General features: G+C 72.9%; 12 protein-coding genes and 1 pseudogene. 8 read left to right on the plus strand and 5 right to left on the minus strand.

Annotation, left to right across the window (positions count from 1 at the left end; all coding sequences use genetic code 11):
* The first annotated feature begins 29 nt into the window (after positions 1 to 29).
* The 3 genes from ACH4D3_RS06875 to ACH4D3_RS06885 all read left to right on the plus strand — a co-directional run bounded on the left by ACH4D3_RS06875 (position 30) and on the right by ACH4D3_RS06885 (position 3,155).
* Positions 30 to 236, plus strand: a complete 207-nt coding sequence (locus tag ACH4D3_RS06875) for a toxin-antitoxin system HicB family antitoxin (protein ID WP_398317276.1) — start codon at positions 30 to 32, stop codon at positions 234 to 236.
* 256 nt (positions 237 to 492) lie between these two features.
* Positions 493 to 1,461 carry an agmatinase gene (gene speB / locus ACH4D3_RS06880; protein WP_189742104.1) on the plus strand — a complete coding sequence of 323 codons (969 nt, stop codon included), beginning with the start codon at positions 493 to 495 and terminating at the stop codon, positions 1,459 to 1,461.
* A complete protein-coding gene (locus ACH4D3_RS06885) occupies positions 1,458 to 3,155 on the plus strand; it encodes a thiamine pyrophosphate-binding protein (protein WP_398317279.1) in 1,698 nt (565 codons plus the stop codon). Before speB ends, ACH4D3_RS06885 begins: the two co-directional genes overlap by 4 nt.
* Positions 3,156 to 3,164: 9 nt before the next feature.
* On the opposite strand, the pseudogene ACH4D3_RS06890 reads toward ACH4D3_RS06885, so the two are convergent.
* A pseudogene (locus tag ACH4D3_RS06890) lies at positions 3,165 to 4,007 on the minus strand (helix-turn-helix domain-containing protein).
* Positions 4,008 to 4,118: 111 nt separating this feature from the next.
* Between ACH4D3_RS06890 and ACH4D3_RS06895 the strand changes: the two are divergent.
* Positions 4,119 to 4,715, plus strand: a complete 597-nt coding sequence (locus ACH4D3_RS06895; protein ID WP_398317282.1) for an NADPH-dependent FMN reductase — start codon at positions 4,119 to 4,121, stop codon at positions 4,713 to 4,715.
* Positions 4,716 to 4,721: 6 nt separating this feature from the next.
* On the opposite strand, the gene ACH4D3_RS06900 is transcribed toward ACH4D3_RS06895, so the two are convergent.
* Entirely contained in the window at positions 4,722 to 5,558 is an 837-nt protein-coding gene (locus ACH4D3_RS06900) for an endonuclease I family protein (RefSeq protein WP_398317284.1), read from the minus strand.
* 182 nt (positions 5,559 to 5,740) lie between these two features.
* Here ACH4D3_RS06900 and ACH4D3_RS06905 point away from each other — a divergent pair, with 182 nt between their 5' ends.
* The 4 genes from ACH4D3_RS06905 (at position 5,741) to ACH4D3_RS06920 (ending at position 12,575) form a co-directional block, all read left to right on the plus strand.
* Positions 5,741 to 6,736 (plus strand): esterase-like activity of phytase family protein, encoded by a 996-nt coding sequence (locus tag ACH4D3_RS06905; RefSeq protein ID WP_398317287.1) that lies wholly within the window; start codon positions 5,741 to 5,743, stop codon positions 6,734 to 6,736.
* A gap of 101 nt (positions 6,737 to 6,837) precedes the next feature.
* Positions 6,838 to 10,587: an ABC transporter ATP-binding protein gene (locus ACH4D3_RS06910; protein ID WP_398317290.1), complete on the plus strand. Its 3,750-nt coding sequence runs from the start codon at positions 6,838 to 6,840 to the stop codon at positions 10,585 to 10,587.
* Positions 10,588 to 10,694: 107 nt separating this feature from the next.
* A complete protein-coding gene (locus ACH4D3_RS06915; protein ID WP_398317293.1) occupies positions 10,695 to 11,087 on the plus strand; it encodes a hypothetical protein in 393 nt (130 codons plus the stop codon).
* 63 nt (positions 11,088 to 11,150) lie between these two features.
* The gene (locus ACH4D3_RS06920) at positions 11,151 to 12,575 is read left to right on the plus strand and encodes a S28 family serine protease (protein WP_398317296.1); all 1,425 of its coding nucleotides are present in this window, start codon (positions 11,151 to 11,153) and stop codon (positions 12,573 to 12,575) included.
* 37 nt (positions 12,576 to 12,612) lie between these two features.
* Here the strand turns inward: ACH4D3_RS06920 and ACH4D3_RS06925 are convergent, their stop codons facing one another.
* The 3 genes from ACH4D3_RS06925 to ACH4D3_RS06935 form a co-directional block, all read right to left on the minus strand.
* Positions 12,613 to 13,251, minus strand: coding sequence for a hypothetical protein (locus ACH4D3_RS06925; RefSeq protein ID WP_398317299.1), 639 nt, complete (start codon positions 13,249 to 13,251; stop codon positions 12,613 to 12,615).
* 183 nt (positions 13,252 to 13,434) lie between these two features.
* Positions 13,435 to 15,282 (minus strand): glycoside hydrolase family 3 protein, encoded by a 1,848-nt coding sequence (locus ACH4D3_RS06930; RefSeq protein WP_398317302.1) that lies wholly within the window; start codon positions 15,280 to 15,282, stop codon positions 13,435 to 13,437.
* Positions 15,283 to 15,443: 161 nt separating this feature from the next.
* Positions 15,444 to 16,391, minus strand: a complete 948-nt coding sequence (locus tag ACH4D3_RS06935) for a LysR family transcriptional regulator (RefSeq protein ID WP_398317305.1) — start codon at positions 16,389 to 16,391, stop codon at positions 15,444 to 15,446.
* Positions 16,392 to 16,449: the final 58 nt, after the last annotated feature.

Genomic DNA, 16,449 nt, shown 5'->3' on the forward strand with positions numbered 1-16,449 from the left:
CGTAATGGACCCAGTGCCAAAATGGTCCTATGACCAAGCATGTGAACCTTCGTCTTCCCGACGACGTGCACGCGGCGGCGGTGGCGGCGGCTGCTGCCGACGACCGCTCTCTGAATTCATGGCTGATCGCCGTAGTGCGGCGTGCTGCTGAGCCGGGCGGTACCCCGGATCGCCCCGGCGTCGATCCGGCCACTCCTGCCCCGCTACGAGGGAGGGGGTATTCGCCCCGGCCCTGAGGGGCTCTTGTCGGGAAAGGGGCAAGGTGGGCGCCGTTGGTCTGAAGTCGCATCCCTGTGAGCTGTACGGACGCGGGGCTGAAAGAGCTCTCCGCGGGGTGCCGATTCCTCCAGTCACCGCGGCGGATATGGACGGGATGTACATGTCGCGGCCCGGTTTCGGCCATCTAGTCTGCGACGACCGGCTGCCCCGCTCACCAGTACAGTCGGACAGCAGCAGTACATACGCGACGAAGCGTAAGAAGGAAGGCAGTGCATGAGCAGCAACGAGACGCCCCGCGGTCCCGTCGACTCCTCCCGGATCCCGCGCTACGCCGGGCCCGCGACCTTCGCCCGGCTCCCGCGCCTGGACGAGGTCGGCGCCGCCGACGTCGCCGTCGTGGGTGTGCCGTTCGACTCGGGCGTCTCCTACCGGCCCGGCGCCCGCTTCGGCGGCAACGCCATCCGCGAGGCCTCCCGCCTGCTGCGCCCCTACAACCCGGCGCAGGACGCCTCGCCCTTCGCCCTCGCCCAGGTCGCGGACGGCGGCGACATCGCCGTGAACCCGTTCAACATCCACGAGGCCGTCGAGACGATCGAGGCCGCCGCCGACGACCTCCTCGGCACCGGCGCCCGGCTGATGACCCTGGGCGGCGACCACACCATCGCCCTGCCGCTGCTCCGCTCGGTCGCCAAGAAGCACGGCCCCGTCGCCCTGCTCCACTTCGACGCCCACCTGGACACCTGGGACACCTACTTCGGCGCCGAGTACACGCACGGCACCCCCTTCCGGCGCGCGGTGGAGGAAGGCGTCCTCGACACCTCCGCGCTCTCCCACGTCGGCACCCGCGGCCCCCTGTACGGCAAGAAGGACCTCACCGACGACGAGAAGATGGGCTTCGGCATCGTCACGTCGGCGGACGTCTACCGCCGCGGTGCCGACGAGGTCGCCGACCAGCTGAGGCAGCGCATCGGGGACCGCCCCCTGTACATCTCCATCGACATCGACTGCCTCGACCCCGCCCACGCCCCCGGCACCGGCACCCCCGAGGCGGGCGGCATGACCTCCCGCGAGCTGCTGGAGATCCTGCGCGGCCTGGCCTCCTGCAACCTGGTCTCCGCCGACGTCGTCGAGGTCGCCCCCGCCTACGACCACGCGGAGATCACGTCGGTGGCCGCGTCCCACACCGCCTACGAGCTGACCACGATCATGTCCCGCCAGATCGCCGAGGCGCGTTCGAAGTGACCCACGACCACGACCTGGTGCTCCGTCCGACCCCGGCCCAGGCGGAGGCCGCGCTGAATCCTCCCCCCGGCCGCACCGGCGGGGACCTGGTCGTGGAGTCCCTGGCCGCGCTCGGCGCGACCACCGTCTTCGGCCTGCCCGGTCAGCACGCCCTCGGCGTGTTCGACGCCCTGCGCCGCTCCGGCCTGCGTTACATCGGCCTGCGGGTGGAGAACAACGCCGGGTTCGCCGCCGACGCCTTCGGCCGGATCACCGGCGAGGCCGCCCCGCTGCTGCTGTCCACCGGCCCGGGAGCCCTCACCTCCCTCGCCGCACTCCAGGAGGCGCGGGCGGCCTCCGCGCCCGTCCTGGCGATCGGCAGCCAGGTCCCCACGGCCGGCCTCGGCGGCGGCCGCCACGGCTACCTGCACGAACTCCCCGACCAGGCCGCCTCCTTCCGGGGCGTGGTGAAGTCCGTGCACACCGTCCGCACCCAGTCCCAGATCCCGTCCGCGATCGCCGAGGCGTGGACGTCGGCGCTGACCGTCCCGCACGGCCCGGTGTGGGTGGAGATCCCGCAGGACGTCCTCCTCGCCGAGACCTCGGTCCCCGTGGTGACGGGCGGCGACACCTTCCCCGAGGAGCTGCCCCCGCGCCCCGAGCTGACGGCGGTGGCGGCAGACCTGCTCGCGCGCGCCGAACGCCCGGTGATCGTCGCGGGCGGGGGAGTGGTCCGCGCGGACGCGTCGACGAAGCTGCGCCGGCTCGCCGAGCGGCTCCAGGCGCCCGTCGTCACCACCTTCGGCGGCAAGGGCGCCTTCCCCTGGGCGCACCCCCTCTCCCTCCAGTCCTGGCTGGAGGACCGGCACACGACGGACTTCCTGGAGGACGCCGACGTACTCCTCGTGGTCGGCTCCGGGCTCGGCGAACTCTCCTCGAACTACCACACGTTCGCGCCCCGCGGCCGGGTGATCCAGATCGAGGCGGACCTCGGCAAACTGGAGTCCAACCACCCGGCCCTCGGCATCCACGCCGACGCCCGCCTCGCCCTCCAGGCCCTGCTGGAGACGCTGGGTGAGCGGGCGGGCGAGCGCACCGGCCCGGCCGCCCCGGAGCGGGTCCGCGCGGTGCTGGACAAGGTCCGCGAGCGCATCGCCGCCCAGGAACTCACCCTGGAACAGGACGTCCTGGCCGCCGTACGCAAGGCCCTCCCGCCCCGCGCCCCCTCGTTCTGGGACATGACCGTCCTGGCCTACTGGGCCTGGTCCGCCTTCGACGCCAAGGCCCCGAACACCATGCACTCCGCCCAGGGCGCCGGCGGCCTCGGCTACGCCTTCCCGGCGGCCCTGGGTGCCGCCGTCGCCGACCCCACCCACCCGGTGCTGGCCGTCTCCGGCGACGGCGGCGCCCTGTACTCCGTCGCCGAACTGGCCACCGCCCGCCAGTACGGCCTGAACGTCACCTGGCTCGTCGTCGACGACGGCGGCTACGGCATCCTGCGCGCGTACATGACCGACGCCTTCGGGCAGCCCACGGCCACGGACCTGCCAGGACCCGACTTCGTCGCCCTGGCCGAGTCGTTCGGGGTGCCGGGCGTGCGGACGTCGCCAGAGACCCTGGAGACGGACCTGGCGAAGGCCCTGGCCGCACCGGGCCCTTCGGTGGTCGTCCTCCCGGCCGTACTGCGGATGTTCGCGCCGACGCACCGGGGCTGAGCGGCGGCGCTACGAGATCGCGCGCAGCCGGGGGCGGTCCCCCGTCCGGTCCCGCAGCCGCTCGACGGCGGCCGCCGTCTCCTCGTCCGCGGGCAGCATGACGACGAGCTGCTGGGCGTCCGAGGTGAGCTCCAGCGTCTCGCGGCGCAGCCGCAGTTCGCTCCCGCCGGGGTGGCCGATCCGCAGCACACCACGCGCCGGTACCACGTGCCGGTTCATGCGCCGGGTGAAGTCGGGGCCGGCGGCGGGCGCCAGCTCCGCGGTGAACCACTCCGCGTTCTCGATCTTCGGGCCGAGCCACAGATCGAACGCCTGCTCGTCGGCCACGTCGTCCCAGGCGACGAAGAACGCTCTGGCACGGGGGTCGGTGAAGACGTACCGGGTGAGGTTCGGTTCGTCCGTCTCCAGCAGACCCGAGCCGTCCGTCACGGTCCCGAAGGCGGCGGTCCATGCGAGGATGTCGCCGAGCCGGTTGGTCACCATGGCGATGCCCGGTTCCAGGAGGCGCAGGGTCTCCAGCACGGAGGGGCGCACCTCCCGGCTCGGTGGCCCGGGGCGAGCGTGGGCGGTGCACTCCCCGCCGGTGATCTTCGACAGGTAGCGCAGGTGCCCGCGTTCCGCCGGGCCCAGGGCGAGCGCGTCGGCGAGCGCGTTCAGCACGGCGACCGAGGGATTGCGGTCCCGGCCCTGCTCGATACGGGTCAGATACTCGACGCTGATCCTGGCCCGCGCCGCGACGTCCGATCACCGCAGCCCCGGTGACCTGCGACGGCCGTGATCGGGCAGCCCCAACGCCTGGGGCTGGATGCTGTCGCGCCTGGTCCGGACGAAGTCTCCCAACGGTGTCCCCATGCCGTGAGGCTACGCCGTCTCCTGCCGCCGGGGGACTCCTCAAGGTGGCCCTGTCGGGGCCAGCCCGAGCAGAGTCTGGCTGTGCCTTCGGCGGCCGTCGAGAGTGGCGGCATGGACATCAACAAGCACAAGCTCGTGATCGTCGTCGGAAGCGTCCGTGAGGGCCGGTTCGGGCCCGTGGTGGGCTCCTGGGTCGCCGAACAGGCCCGTCGGCACGGCGGGTTCGAGGTGGAGGTCGTCGACCTGGCCGACATCGACGTCCCCCTCGCCCTGCCGGCGGAGTCGCCCAAGTACGCCGGCGACTCCTACCCACGACCGGCCGGCATGGCCGCGCTCACCTCGGCCCTGGCGGGTGCCGACGCGTTCGTCGTGGTCACGCCCGAGTACAACCACAGCTATCCGGCGTCCCTGAAGGCGGCCATCGACTGGCACTTCACCCAGTGGACGGCCAAGCCGGTCGCCTTCGTCAGCTACGGAGGCGCGGCGGGCGGCCGGCACGCGGTGCTCCACCTGGAGAACGTGCTGACCGAACTGCACGCGGTGACGATCCGCGACGGACTCGCCTTCCCGAACTACTTCACCGCGTGGCAGGACGGACAGCCGCTCGACGACGCGGCCCCCGGATACGCCAAGACCTTGCTGGAGCAGCTCGCGTGGTGGGCGGGGGCGCTCCGCACGGCCCGTGCGGCCGCCCCCTACCCGGTGTGAGGCCGCCTACCAGATCGACTCCACCCACTCCGGGTGGTCGACGAACGGGTTGCGGTTGTGCTGGTAGTCGTCGTAGACGACCTGGTTGCGGCGCTCCTCGAAGGCGTCCGGCGGGTCCTCGTCGTTCCACTCCTTCAGCACCGAGAGCTTGCCGATGTACGGGTTGCTGCCGTTGTCGACCTGGCCGTTGACCTCCAGGTCGGCGAAGCCGTCGCCGCCCTCGTAGCGGACCGCCATGTAGAAGATCATGCGGGCCACGTCGCCCTTGACGGCGTCGCGCGGCTCGAAGGAGTCGGAGTCGGTGAGGCTGCCGCCGCCCTCGCTGACCGCGCTGCCGCCGTTGTCGAAGTCCTTGTTGCCCCGGACGCTGTTGACCCGGACGTCCGAGGGGCGCAGGTGGTGGATGTCCGTGCCGGGCCCGGTCGAGGTGCCGAAGTCGCCGTGGGACTTGGCCCACACGTGCTCGCGGTTCCAGTCGCCGGTGTCGCCGCCGTTGAGCGACTTGCTGCGGGAGACGCCCGAGTAGAGCAGGATCACGTTCCCGCTGTTGTCCGGGTCCTCGTCGGTGGCCTTGAGCGCGTCCCAGACCGCCGAGTACGACAGCTTCGTCTGGTCGCTGATGATGGTGTGGAGGGACGACTTGAGGCTCGCGCCCGTCTTGCCGATCGCGTCCTTGTAGTACGTGTCGTCGTAGTCCGTGTTCGTGGTCGCGGTGTTCGCCGTCGCGGTGGTCGTGGTCGCCGTGGCCGGACTCGCCGTCAGGGAGGGTGCGGTGAGTCCGGCGAGGACGGCGCCCGCGGCGAGGACGACCGCCTTCCGGCGCCGGGTGCGTATCGCGAGCATGTGGGGTGTCCGATCTACGCGTGTGGAATGGAGCGGTAGACCGAGAGTGACATGGACATGTTGGAGGTGGGGTGTACGGAGAGTGTCGATTGCGTGACGGTGGGCGGACCGGCCCCGCATGGCGATCACCGGTTCGAAAAGCGGTCAACTTCCGTCCATCCCCGCGCCCTAGGGTGACGCGCATGCGCCCGAGAACCCTCCGCACCGCACTCGCCACCTTCACCGCAGGTCTTGCCGCCGCCGGCTGCCTCACCGCAGCCGGACCGGCCGCCGCACAGGAGCGGCACCCGGCGAACGCCTGCTCGTCCGCCGTCTCCCTCACCGGCTTCTCCGACGCCCTCGACAAGACGACGTACGACGGCACCTACGTCGGCAACCTCTCGGCCCTCGCCCCCGGCCGGCGCGGCTCCCTGGCCGCCCTCTCCGACCGCTCGTCCCTCTTCCGGCTGGACGCGCGCACCCTGCGGCCGCGGGACGTGGTCCCGCTCGCCGACGAGAACGGCGCCGCCCTCGACGCCGAGGGCCTGGTCGCCGACACGGACGGCAGCTACCTCGTCTCCTCCGAGACCGAGCCGTCCGTGCGCCGCTACTCCCGCACCGGCGAGCTGCTCGGCCGTCTGCCCGTGCCGGACGACCTGCGCACCGCCCCCGAGGGCCGCGCCCGGGCCAACGGCAGCTTCGAGGGGCTCACCCTTCTGCCCGGCGGCCGGACCCTGCTCGCCTCGATGGAGTACCCGCTCGACGGCGACCCCGCCGACCTGGTCCGCTTCCAGACCTGGCAGCGGACGGGGCACGGCCACTTCCGGCTCGGTGCCCAGTACACCTACCGGACCGATCCGGGTCTCGGCGTCTCCGAGGTCACCGCGGTCCCCGGCGGGCGCCTCCTCGTCCTGGAGCGCGGTTTCACCGCCGGTGTCGGCAACACCGTCCGCCTCCACCTGGCCGACCGGCCCGGCCGCGGCACCGCTCTCCACAAGAGGCTCCTCGCCGACCTCGCCGACTGCCCCGCACTCGGTGCCACGGCCAAGCAGCCCCAGCCCAACCCCCTGCTCGACAACTTCGAGGGGATGGCCGTGACCGGCCGTTCCGGAGGGCGCACGGACGTCCTCGTCGTCAGCGACGACAACCAGAACGCCGTACAGACCACCCGCTTCCTCAGGCTCCGCGTGCGGGTCTGATCAGCCCGGCCGATTGTTGCGGCGGGATGAAATCCCCGCTCGCCCGTGTTGGTGCCTTGCGGTAGATCAGGTGAGCAGGACGACCGACCGGAGGGCACGGCGTGGACGCGCAACGGGGCTGGGTACGACGACTGGCGGGGTACGCCTGGCGCAACCCCAAGGACGTCGTACTCGCCCTCGGGGCCTCGCTGGGCGGCATGGCCGTCATGGCGTTCGTGCCCCTGATCACCAAGGTGATCATCGACGACGTGATCGGCGACAAGACCAGGGACATGGCCGTCTGGGCCGGTCTGCTGATCGGCGCCGCGGCCGTCGTCTACGTCCTCACCTACATCCGCCGCTACTACGGCGGCCGGCTCGCCCTCGACGTCCAGCACGACCTGCGGACCGACATGTACGGGACGATCACCCGGCTCGACGGGCGGCGGCAGGACGAGCTGTCCACGGGCCAGGTGGTCGGCCGGGCGACCAGCGACCTCCAGCTGATCCAGGGCCTGCTCTTCATGCTCCCGATGACCATCGGGAACGTCCTGCTCTTCCTGATCTCCCTGGTGATCATGGCGTGGCTGTCCCTGCCGCTCACCCTGGTCGCGCTGGCCGTCGCCCCCGCCCTGTGGTTCATCGCCCGCCGCAGCCGCACCCGGCTGCACCCCGCCACCTGGTACGCCCAGGCGCAGGCCGCCGCCGTCGCCGGGGTGGTCGACGGCTCGGTGAGCGGCGTACGCGTGGTGAAGGGCTTCGGGCAGGAGGAGCAGGAGACCGGGAAGCTCCGGGAGGTCGGACGCAAGCTCTTCGCGGGGCGGCTGCGCACCATCAAGCTGAACGCCACCTACACCCCGGCCCTCCAGGCCGTACCCGCCCTCGGGCAGGTCGCCATGCTCGCCCTCGGCGGCTGGCTGGCCGTCCGCGGGCACATCACCCTCGGCACCTTCGTCGCCTTCTCCACCTACCTCGCCCAGCTGGTCGGCCCGGTCCGGATGCTCGCCATGGTGCTCACCGTCGGCCAGCAGGCCCGGGCCGGCACCGAGCGCGTCCTGGAGCTGATCGACACCGAGCCGGCCATCGAGGACGGCACCAAGACCCTGCCGGCCGACGCGCCCGCCACCGTCGAGTTCGACGACGTCGCCTTCGGCTACGACACGGGCGACGGGGAGCCGCGGCCGGTCCTGGACGGGCTGTCCTTCGAGATCCGCGCCGGGGAGACCCTCGCCGTCGTCGGCTCCTCCGGTTCCGGCAAGTCCACCGTCTCGCTGCTCCTGCCGCGCTTCTACGACGTGACGCGCGGCGCCGTCCTGGTCGGCGGCCACGACGTGCGCGAGCTGACCCTCGACTCGCTGCGGGCCGCCGTCGGCCTGGTGCCCGAGGACTCCTTCCTCTTCTCCGACACCGTCCGCGCCAACATCGCCTACGGCCGCCCGGACGCCACCGACGAGGAGGTCGAGGCCGCCGCGCGGGCCGCCCAGGCCCACGGGTTCATCACCGAGCTGCCCGACGGCTACGGCACGACCGTCGGCGAGCACGGTCTCACCCTCTCCGGCGGCCAGCGCCAGCGCGTCGCGCTCGCCCGGGCGATCCTCACCGACCCCCGGCTGCTGGTCCTGGACGACGCCACCTCCGCCGTGGACGCCCGGGTGGAGCACGAGATCCACGAGGCGCTGAAGCAGGTCATGCGGGGCCGCACCACGCTCCTCATCGCCCACCGCCGCTCCACCCTCGGCCTCGCCGACCGCATCGCCGTCCTCGACCGGGGCCGCCTCGCCGACCTCGGCACCCACGAGGAGCTCCAGGAGCGCTCCGCCCTCTACCGGCGGCTGCTCACCGACCCCGACGAGCTGGGCGGCGTCTCGCCCGGCCACACGCCTCCCGCCGAGAAGGCGGAGGACCCCTCCGACACCTCCGTACGCGACGAGCTGGACGCCGAGTTCGACGCCGAGCGCGGGGTCACACCCCGGCTGTGGACCGGCGACCGCGCCCCCAAGGACACCGCGCTGGCCGGCACCCCGGCCACCCCGGAGCTGCTCGCCCAGGTCGACGCGCTGCCCCCGGCCAACGGCACCCCGGACATCGACGAGGCACAGGCGGTCCGCCCCGAGTCCTCCTACGGCCTGCGGCGCCTGCTGCGCGGCTTCCGCACACCGCTGCTGATCAGCCTCGCCCTGGTGGCCGTGGACGCGGGCATGGGCCTGCTGCTGCCGGTGCTGATCCGCAACGGCATCGACGACGGCGTCACCCAGGCCGCCCTCGGCGCGGTGTGGGCGTCCTCGCTGCTCGGCCTGGTCGCCGTACTCGCCCAGTGGGGGGCGCAGACCGGCGAGATCCGCATGACAGGACGGACCGGCGAGCGGATCCTGTACTCGCTCCGCCTGAAGATCTTCGCCCAGCTCCAGCGGCTCGGCCTCGACTACTACGAGCGCGAGCTGACCGGCCGGATCATGACCCGGATGACGACCGACGTGGACGCGCTGTCGACGTTCCTGCAGACCGGCCTCGTCACCGCCTTCGTCTCGGTGGTCACCTTCTTCGGCATCATGGTCGCCCTGCTGGTGATCGACGTGCAGCTCGCCCTGATCGTCTTCGCGACCCTGCCGCCGCTGATCATCGCCACGTACTACTTCCGCAGGGCCAGTGTGAAGGCCTACGAGCTCGCCCGTGAGCGGGTGTCCACGGTCAACGCCGACCTCCAGGAGTCGGTGGCGGGCCTCAGGATCGTGCAGGCCTTCCGGCGCGAGCACGACGGCGGCCGGCGGTTCGCCGAGCGCAGCGACAGCTACCGGCAGGCCCGCATCCGCGGACAGTGGCTGATCTCGATCTACTTCCCGTTCGTGCAGCTGCTGTCGTCGGCCGCCGCCGCGGCGGTGCTGATCGTGGGCGGGGCCCGGATCGACGACGCGACGCTGACGACCGGTGCGCTGGTGGCGTACCTGCTCTACATCGACCTGTTCTTCGCACCGGTCCAGCAGCTCTCCCAGGTCTTCGACGGCTACCAGCAGGCGTCCGTCTCGCTGGGCCGCATCCAGGAACTGCTGCGCGAACCGGCCTCGACGCGGGCCGCCGAGAAGCCGTCCGAGGTCACCGCGCTGCGCGGCGAGATCGCCTTCGAGGACGTGCGCTTCACCTACGGCGGCGCCGACGAGGCGGACGCAGCCCTTTCCGGCATCGACCTGCGCATCCCGGCCGGGCAGACCGTCGCCTTCGTCGGCGAGACCGGTGCGGGCAAGTCGACCCTGGTGAAGCTGGTGGCCCGGTTCTACGACCCGACCGGCGGCCGGGTCACCGTCGACGGGCAGGACCTGCGCGCCCTCGACCTCACCTCCTACCGGCACCGGCTGGGCGTCGTCCCGCAGGAGGCGTACCTCTTCCCCGGCACCGTCCGCGACGCCATCGCCTACGGCCGTCCGGACGCCACCGACGCCCAGGTGGAGGCGGCGGCGCGGGCGGTCGGCGCGCACGAGATGATCGCCACGCTCACCGGCGGCTACCTCCACGAGGTCGCAGAGCGGGGCCGCAACCTCTCCGCCGGGCAGCGGCAGCTGATCGCGCTGGCCCGCGCCGAGCTGGTCGACCCGGACGTGCTGCTCCTCGACGAGGCGACGGCGGCCCTCGACCTGGCCACCGAGGCCCAGGTCAACCAGGCCACCGACCGCATAGCGGGACGCCGTACGACGCTGGTGGTCGCCCACCGGCTGACCACCGCCGCCCGCGCGGACCGGGTCGTCGTCATGGACGGCGGCCGGGTCGCCGAGGACGGCACGCACGACGAACTCCTGGCCCTCGATGGACGGTACGCGCGGCTGTGGCGGACCTTCGTCGGCGCGGCCGAACCGGAGGAGCCGGTCGGCGCGCTGCACTGACGGGCCCGCGCAACCGCGCAACCGTGCGACACCCGTCCTGCGTCCGTACATCCGTACGTCGTCAGTGATCGCCCTACGGAGTGATCGCCCTAAGGAGGGGGACCGCAGTGGGCCGGGCCGGTACCGCAACTCGCCGTCGGCTGGCGCTCGGCACGGCCGTGCTGAGCGCCGCCGCGCTGCTCGCCGTCGCGATGCCGCAGGACGCACAGGCCGCCACGGGGTGCCCGGGCCGCAAGGTGCGCACCCTGTCCTTCGCCACCGGGTCCGTCCTCGTGTACAAACGCGGCGGCTACGTCTGTGCCGTCACGGTCCCCAAGAAGCCGGGCACCAAGCGGCAGATGGCCGTGAGCGTGCAGGCACGGGGCGGCCGGGCGGTCGTGGACTCGGGCCGCTTCGCCTACCGGGCCGGGCCGGTGACCGCGCACGCCGGGAAGCGCTGCGTGCGGGTGACCGGCAAGGTGTCCAAGAGCTCGGTCGGCTCCGGCTGGATCCTCTGCTGACCCTGGTGCCGCGGGAGTTGCTCCGATAGCTTCCGGCGGACATCAGTTTCACAGGGAGGGTGCATGCGCAAGGCGCTCAGATGGCTGCTGGCGTTCGTGGTGCTCATAGGCACCGTCAGCACGGCGGGCGCGGCCACCGCCGCCGAGCCGAAGGCCGTCGACATCAAGGACCGGCTGCTGTCCATACCGGGCATGAGCCTGATCGAGGAGAAGCCGTACACCGGCTACCGCTTCTTCGTCCTCAACTACACCCAGCCGGTGGACCACCGGCGCCCGTCCAAGGGCACGTTCCAGCAGCGGATCACCGTGCTGCACAAGGACGTGAACCGCCCGACGGTCTTCTACACCGGCGGCTACAACGTCTCCACGAACCCCAGCCGGCGCGAGCCGACCCAGATCGTGGACGGCAACCAGATCTCCATGGAGTACCGCTACTTCACGCCGTCCCGGCCCGCCCCGGCCGACTGGTCCAAGCTGGACATCTGGCAGGCCGCCAGCGACCAGCACCGCATCTTCGAGGCCCTGAAGCCGCTCTACTCCAAGAACTGGATCTCCACCGGCGGCTCCAAGGGCGGCATGACCGCCACCTACTACGAGCGCTTCTACCCGCGCGACATGGACGGCGTCGTCGCCTACGTCGCCCCCAACGACGTGGTGAACCGCGAGGACTCGGCCTACGACCGCTTCTTCGCCCGCGTCGGCACCGAGGAGTGCCGCGACAAGCTCAACGGCGTGCAGCGCGAGGCGCTGGTGCGCCGGGCGCCGCTGGAGAAGAAGTACGCGGCGTACGCGGCCGAGAGCGGCTACACCTTCGACACCATCGGCAGCCTCGACCGCGCCTACGAGGCCGTCGTCCTCGACTACGTGTGGGGCTTCTGGCAGTACAGCACCCTCGCCGACTGCGCGGGCATCCCGGCCGACGCCAAGAACGCCACCGACGAGGCGATCTGGGACTCCGTCGACACGATCTCCGGCTTCTCCGCCTACACGGACCAGGGCCTTGAGACGTACACGCCGTACTACTACCAGGCGGGCACCCAGCTGGGCGCGCCGACGATCCACTTCCCGCACATCGAGAAGAAGTACATCCGCTACGGCTACCAGCCGCCGCGCAACTTCGTGCCCCGCTCGATCCCGATGAAGTTCGAGCCGTGGGCGATGCGGGACGTCGACACCTGGGTGCGGCACAACGCCCGGCACATGCTGTTCGTGTACGGCGAGAACGACCCGTGGGGCGCCGAGCGCTTCCGCCTCGGCCACGGCGCGCGTGACTCCTACGTCCTCACCGCGCCCGGCATGAACCACGGTGCGAACGTGGCCGGTCTGGTGCCCGACGAGAAGGCGCGGGCCACCGCCCGCATCCTGGACTGGGCGGGCGTCGCCCCGGCCAAGGTCCAGGAGAACCCGTCGGCGGCCAGGCCGCTGGCGGCGTTCGACGCCAGGCTGGACCAGCGGGACGTCGAGCGCGAGCCGGCGCTGCGCCCGTAGTACCCGCTCCTCCGGCACGGTGACCGTGCCCGGCCGCTCACAGCGGCCGGGCACAGCCCACCGGGTGCTCGCCGCCGCCGAGCCGGACGTACAGACCGGTCGAGGCCGGGCACTCGGCCCGGGTGTCGACCGCCTCGACCACCTTGAACTGCGGGGCGTACTCGCCTCCCCCGTCGCAGGCCGCCTCGCGGACCTTGCCGCCGCCGATGTCGTGGACGCAGTCGCCGACGACGGTGCGCGGGCCGCCCCCGCCGCCCGGATCGCCGGGATGCGGCGGCCGCAGCTTGCGCATGCAGGCGTACCCACGGGGCACGGCCCCGTCGCCGTCCTCGTCGGCGGACGGCCGCCGCTCGCTGATGTGCAGGACGAAGTCGGTGGTGGCGGGGCACGGCGGGCCGTTGCTCGCGCGGCCGTCCTCCCGGGCCACCACCCGGGCCGCCGCCCGCTCGCCGGCGCAGGGCACCTCGGTGGGTGCGACCGCGCCGAACGAACTGCACTCGCCCACCGCCAGGAACACCGCCCCGTACCCGGACGCCCGCACCCCGGCCGCCGCGCCGTCCGCCGCCGTGCCCCGCTCCGCCGGGCCCCGGCAGCCCGTCAGCAGCAGGACGCACAGCACGGCACACACCACGGCACACAGCAAGGCATGCACCCCCGCGGCCCGTCGCTCACGCATCGCCGTCCCCCCGGATCCCCCGATCCCCCGGTCCCCGGTCCCCGGTCCAGCGTGGCCCGCCGGAGCGGGCGCACGCCAGACGCGCGGGAGGCTTTGGGTACGGGTGAGGGGGGCGCCCCCCGGCGCGTGCCGCAGGCCGCGCTACGACGGACCGGGACCGGCCACGGCCGGGCTGCGACCGGGCTACGACCGGTAGGTCAACCCGTGCCCGAGCGGGAGGAGCACCGTGTCCGGGTCGTCCGCGCGCACCACCGGCACCGGCAGCTTCCCGCGCGGCCGTACCCGCCCGGCGATCACGCGAGCCGCCGCGCGCACCTCCACGTCGGTCCAGGAGTACGCGGCGAGGAAGGCGGGGACGCCGGGGAGCTGGGCGACGTCGTACGGGTTGCGGACGGCGACCGCGACGACCGGCCTCCCGGTCTCCAGCAGCCGCGTGACCAGGGTGCGCTGGCTGCTGCCCGCGGCCACGTTGTACGTGGCCACGACCACCGCGTCGGCGTCCCCGGCCGCCGCGACGGCGCGGTCGATGACGGCGGCGGAGGGCGCGGTGCCGGTGGACAGGGCGGTGGCCGTGAAGCCCTGCTCGGTCAGCGCGCCCGCGAGTACGCCGGTGGGCGGCCCGGTCGTGCCCGACGGCGAGGCCGGATCGGCGCCCACCACCAGCAGCCTGCGGTGTTCGCGGCGCGAAAGCGGCAGCAGCGCCCCTTCGTTGACCAGCAGCGTGGTGCTGCGCTCCGCGATCCGGTCGGCCGCGGCCAGGTGCGCCCGGGTGCCGACGGTCCGGTCGACGTCCCGGCGGCTGGTGTACGCGTCCCGGAACAGCCCCAGCTTGGCCTTCAGCCGCAGCACGCGCAGGATCGATTCGTCGAGCCGCGCCTCGGTCAGTTCACCGTCTTTCACGGCCGTCAGGACGGCGTTCCAGGCGAGCGGCAGGTCCGGCGGGTTGAGCAGCTGGTCGACACCGGCCTTCAGCGCCAGCACCGGCACCCGCGCGTCGCCGTACTTGGTGCGTACGCCCTGCATGCCGAGGGAGTCGGTGACCACGACCCCGTCGTAGCCCAGCTCCTCGCGCAGGATGCCGGTGAGGATGGGGCGGGAGAGGGTGGCCGGGTCGCCGGAGTCGTCGAGCGCGGGGACCATCAGGTGGGCGGTCATGATGGCGTCGATGCCGGCCTCGACCGCCGCGCGGAAGGGCGGCGCGTCCAGCTCCTCCCACTGCTCGCGGCTGTGCGTGATGACCGGGAAGCCGGTGTGGCTGTCGGTGGCGGTGTCGCCGTGCCCGGGGAAGTGCTTGGCGCACGCGGCGACGCCCGACCGCTGGTACCCCGTCACTTCCGCGGCCACCAGCTCCGCCACCGCCTCCGGATCGGCGCCGAAGGACCGTACGCCGATCACCGGGTTGGCCGGGTTGACGTTCACGTCGGCGACGGGGGAGTAGTCCTGGCGGATGCCCAGGGCGTGCAGCTCGGCACCCGCGATCCGGCCGAGCGTACGGGCGTCGGACCGCGACCCGCCCGCCCCGACGGCCATCGCCCCGGGGAAGAGGGTGGCGGGCTCGCCCACGCGGGCCACTATGCCGTGCTCCTGGTCGGTCGAGATGAGCACGGGCAGGCCGCGCGGCTGCTCCAGGGAGGCCTTCTGGATGCCGTTGGACAGGTCGGCGATCTGGTGCGGGTCGCGGGTGTTGTGCGCCCAGGCGAAGTAGATGATGCCGCCGACCCGGTACCTGGCGACCAGCTCGGCGGCGGTGCGGACGCCGATCTCCTCCAGGTTGGCGTCGATGTCGGCCTGGTCGGGGTCGGTGGCGGAGTGGCCGTAGACCCGCATGACGAAGAGCTGCCCGACCTTCTCCTCCAGCGTCATGCGGGAGATCAGGCCGCGGAGCTTGTCGTCGTCGGGCCCGCGGGCGTCGGCGTGGGCCGTACCGCCCCCGGCCGCGAGGGCCGCGGTGACGACCGCGGTGGCGGTGAGGACGGTACGTCTGGAGGGCTGTGCGGTGCTTCCCGTGCCGGCCGTGCTGCTGTGGTGCACGTGCGCTCCTTCCGGAGAGCTGGTGAAGGAAACTGCCAAGGAGTCACCAATATCCGGGAAGTTTCTGCCAGTCAAGGGACCGCACACGAGTCGCCCGAGCGGCGGAGGGCGCCGAGAAGAGGCCTGCCGGGTCCGGCCCGCTCGGGCGGGCGGGACGTCGGTCAGGCGGAGCCCACGGACACGGGCACGGGCGTCGGGCTGCCGTGGGCCGACGCGCCCGGCCAGTGGGACCGGAGTGTGCGGACCGTTTCCGCGATGGCCGGGCGGCGGGCCGCGCCCGTGCGCCACAGGGCGTACAGGCGCCGTACCGGCATCGGGTCGAGCGGGACCTCCACCACTCCCGCCGGGAGCGGGCCGCGGCCCAGCCGGGGGATGAGGGCGACGCCGAGCCCGGCCGCGACCAGCGCGACGAGGGTCGGGTTCTCGTCCGCCTGGTGGACGATGTCCGGCTCGTGCCCGGCGCCCCGCAGCGTGCGCATCAGCCAGTCGTGGCAGACCCGCCCGGGCGGCTGGCAGATCCACCGCTCCCCGCCCAGCTCGTCCCGCCGCACGGCCGTCCGGCCCGCGAACCGGTGCCCCTCGGGCACCAGCAGGTCGCACAGGTCCTCGCCGACCGGCGCCTGCTCCACCCCGGCCGGGGCCGGCAGCGGGGCGATGTCCCAGTCGTGGGCCACCACCAGGTCCACGGCGCCCTTGGCCACCAGGTCCACGGACAGGTGCGGGTCCACCTCGGTGAGCCGCGCGTCCAGCCCGGGATGCCGTACCGCCAGGTCGGCGAGGACGGACGGCAGCAGTCCGCGCGCCGCCGACGCGAACGCGGCGATGGTCAGCCGTCCCGACGGCACCCCGCGCCGCTCCTCCAGCCGGGTCTCGGCCCGCTCCACGATGGCCAGCAACTGCGCCGCCGCCTCCACCAGTTGCCAGGCCTCGTCGGTGAGCCTGACCCCGCGCCCCTCCCGTTCGAGGAGCACCGTCCTGGTCTCGCGCTCCAGCTTGGCGATCTGCTGCGACACGGCGGACGGCGTGAACCCGAGCGCGGCGGCGGCCGCACCGACCGTCCCGTGCACGGACACGGCGTGCAGGGCGCGCAGGCGCTGGAGGTCGAGCATGAACGGCTCCCGGATCGAGACGGGCGGGGGACACAGGGGCGGCAGGGGCGGCACATTC

The sequence above is a fragment of the Streptomyces sp. NPDC018026 genome (genome assembly GCF_044327745.1).
Classification (GTDB): domain Bacteria; phylum Actinomycetota; class Actinomycetes; order Streptomycetales; family Streptomycetaceae; genus Streptomyces; species Streptomyces rubrogriseus.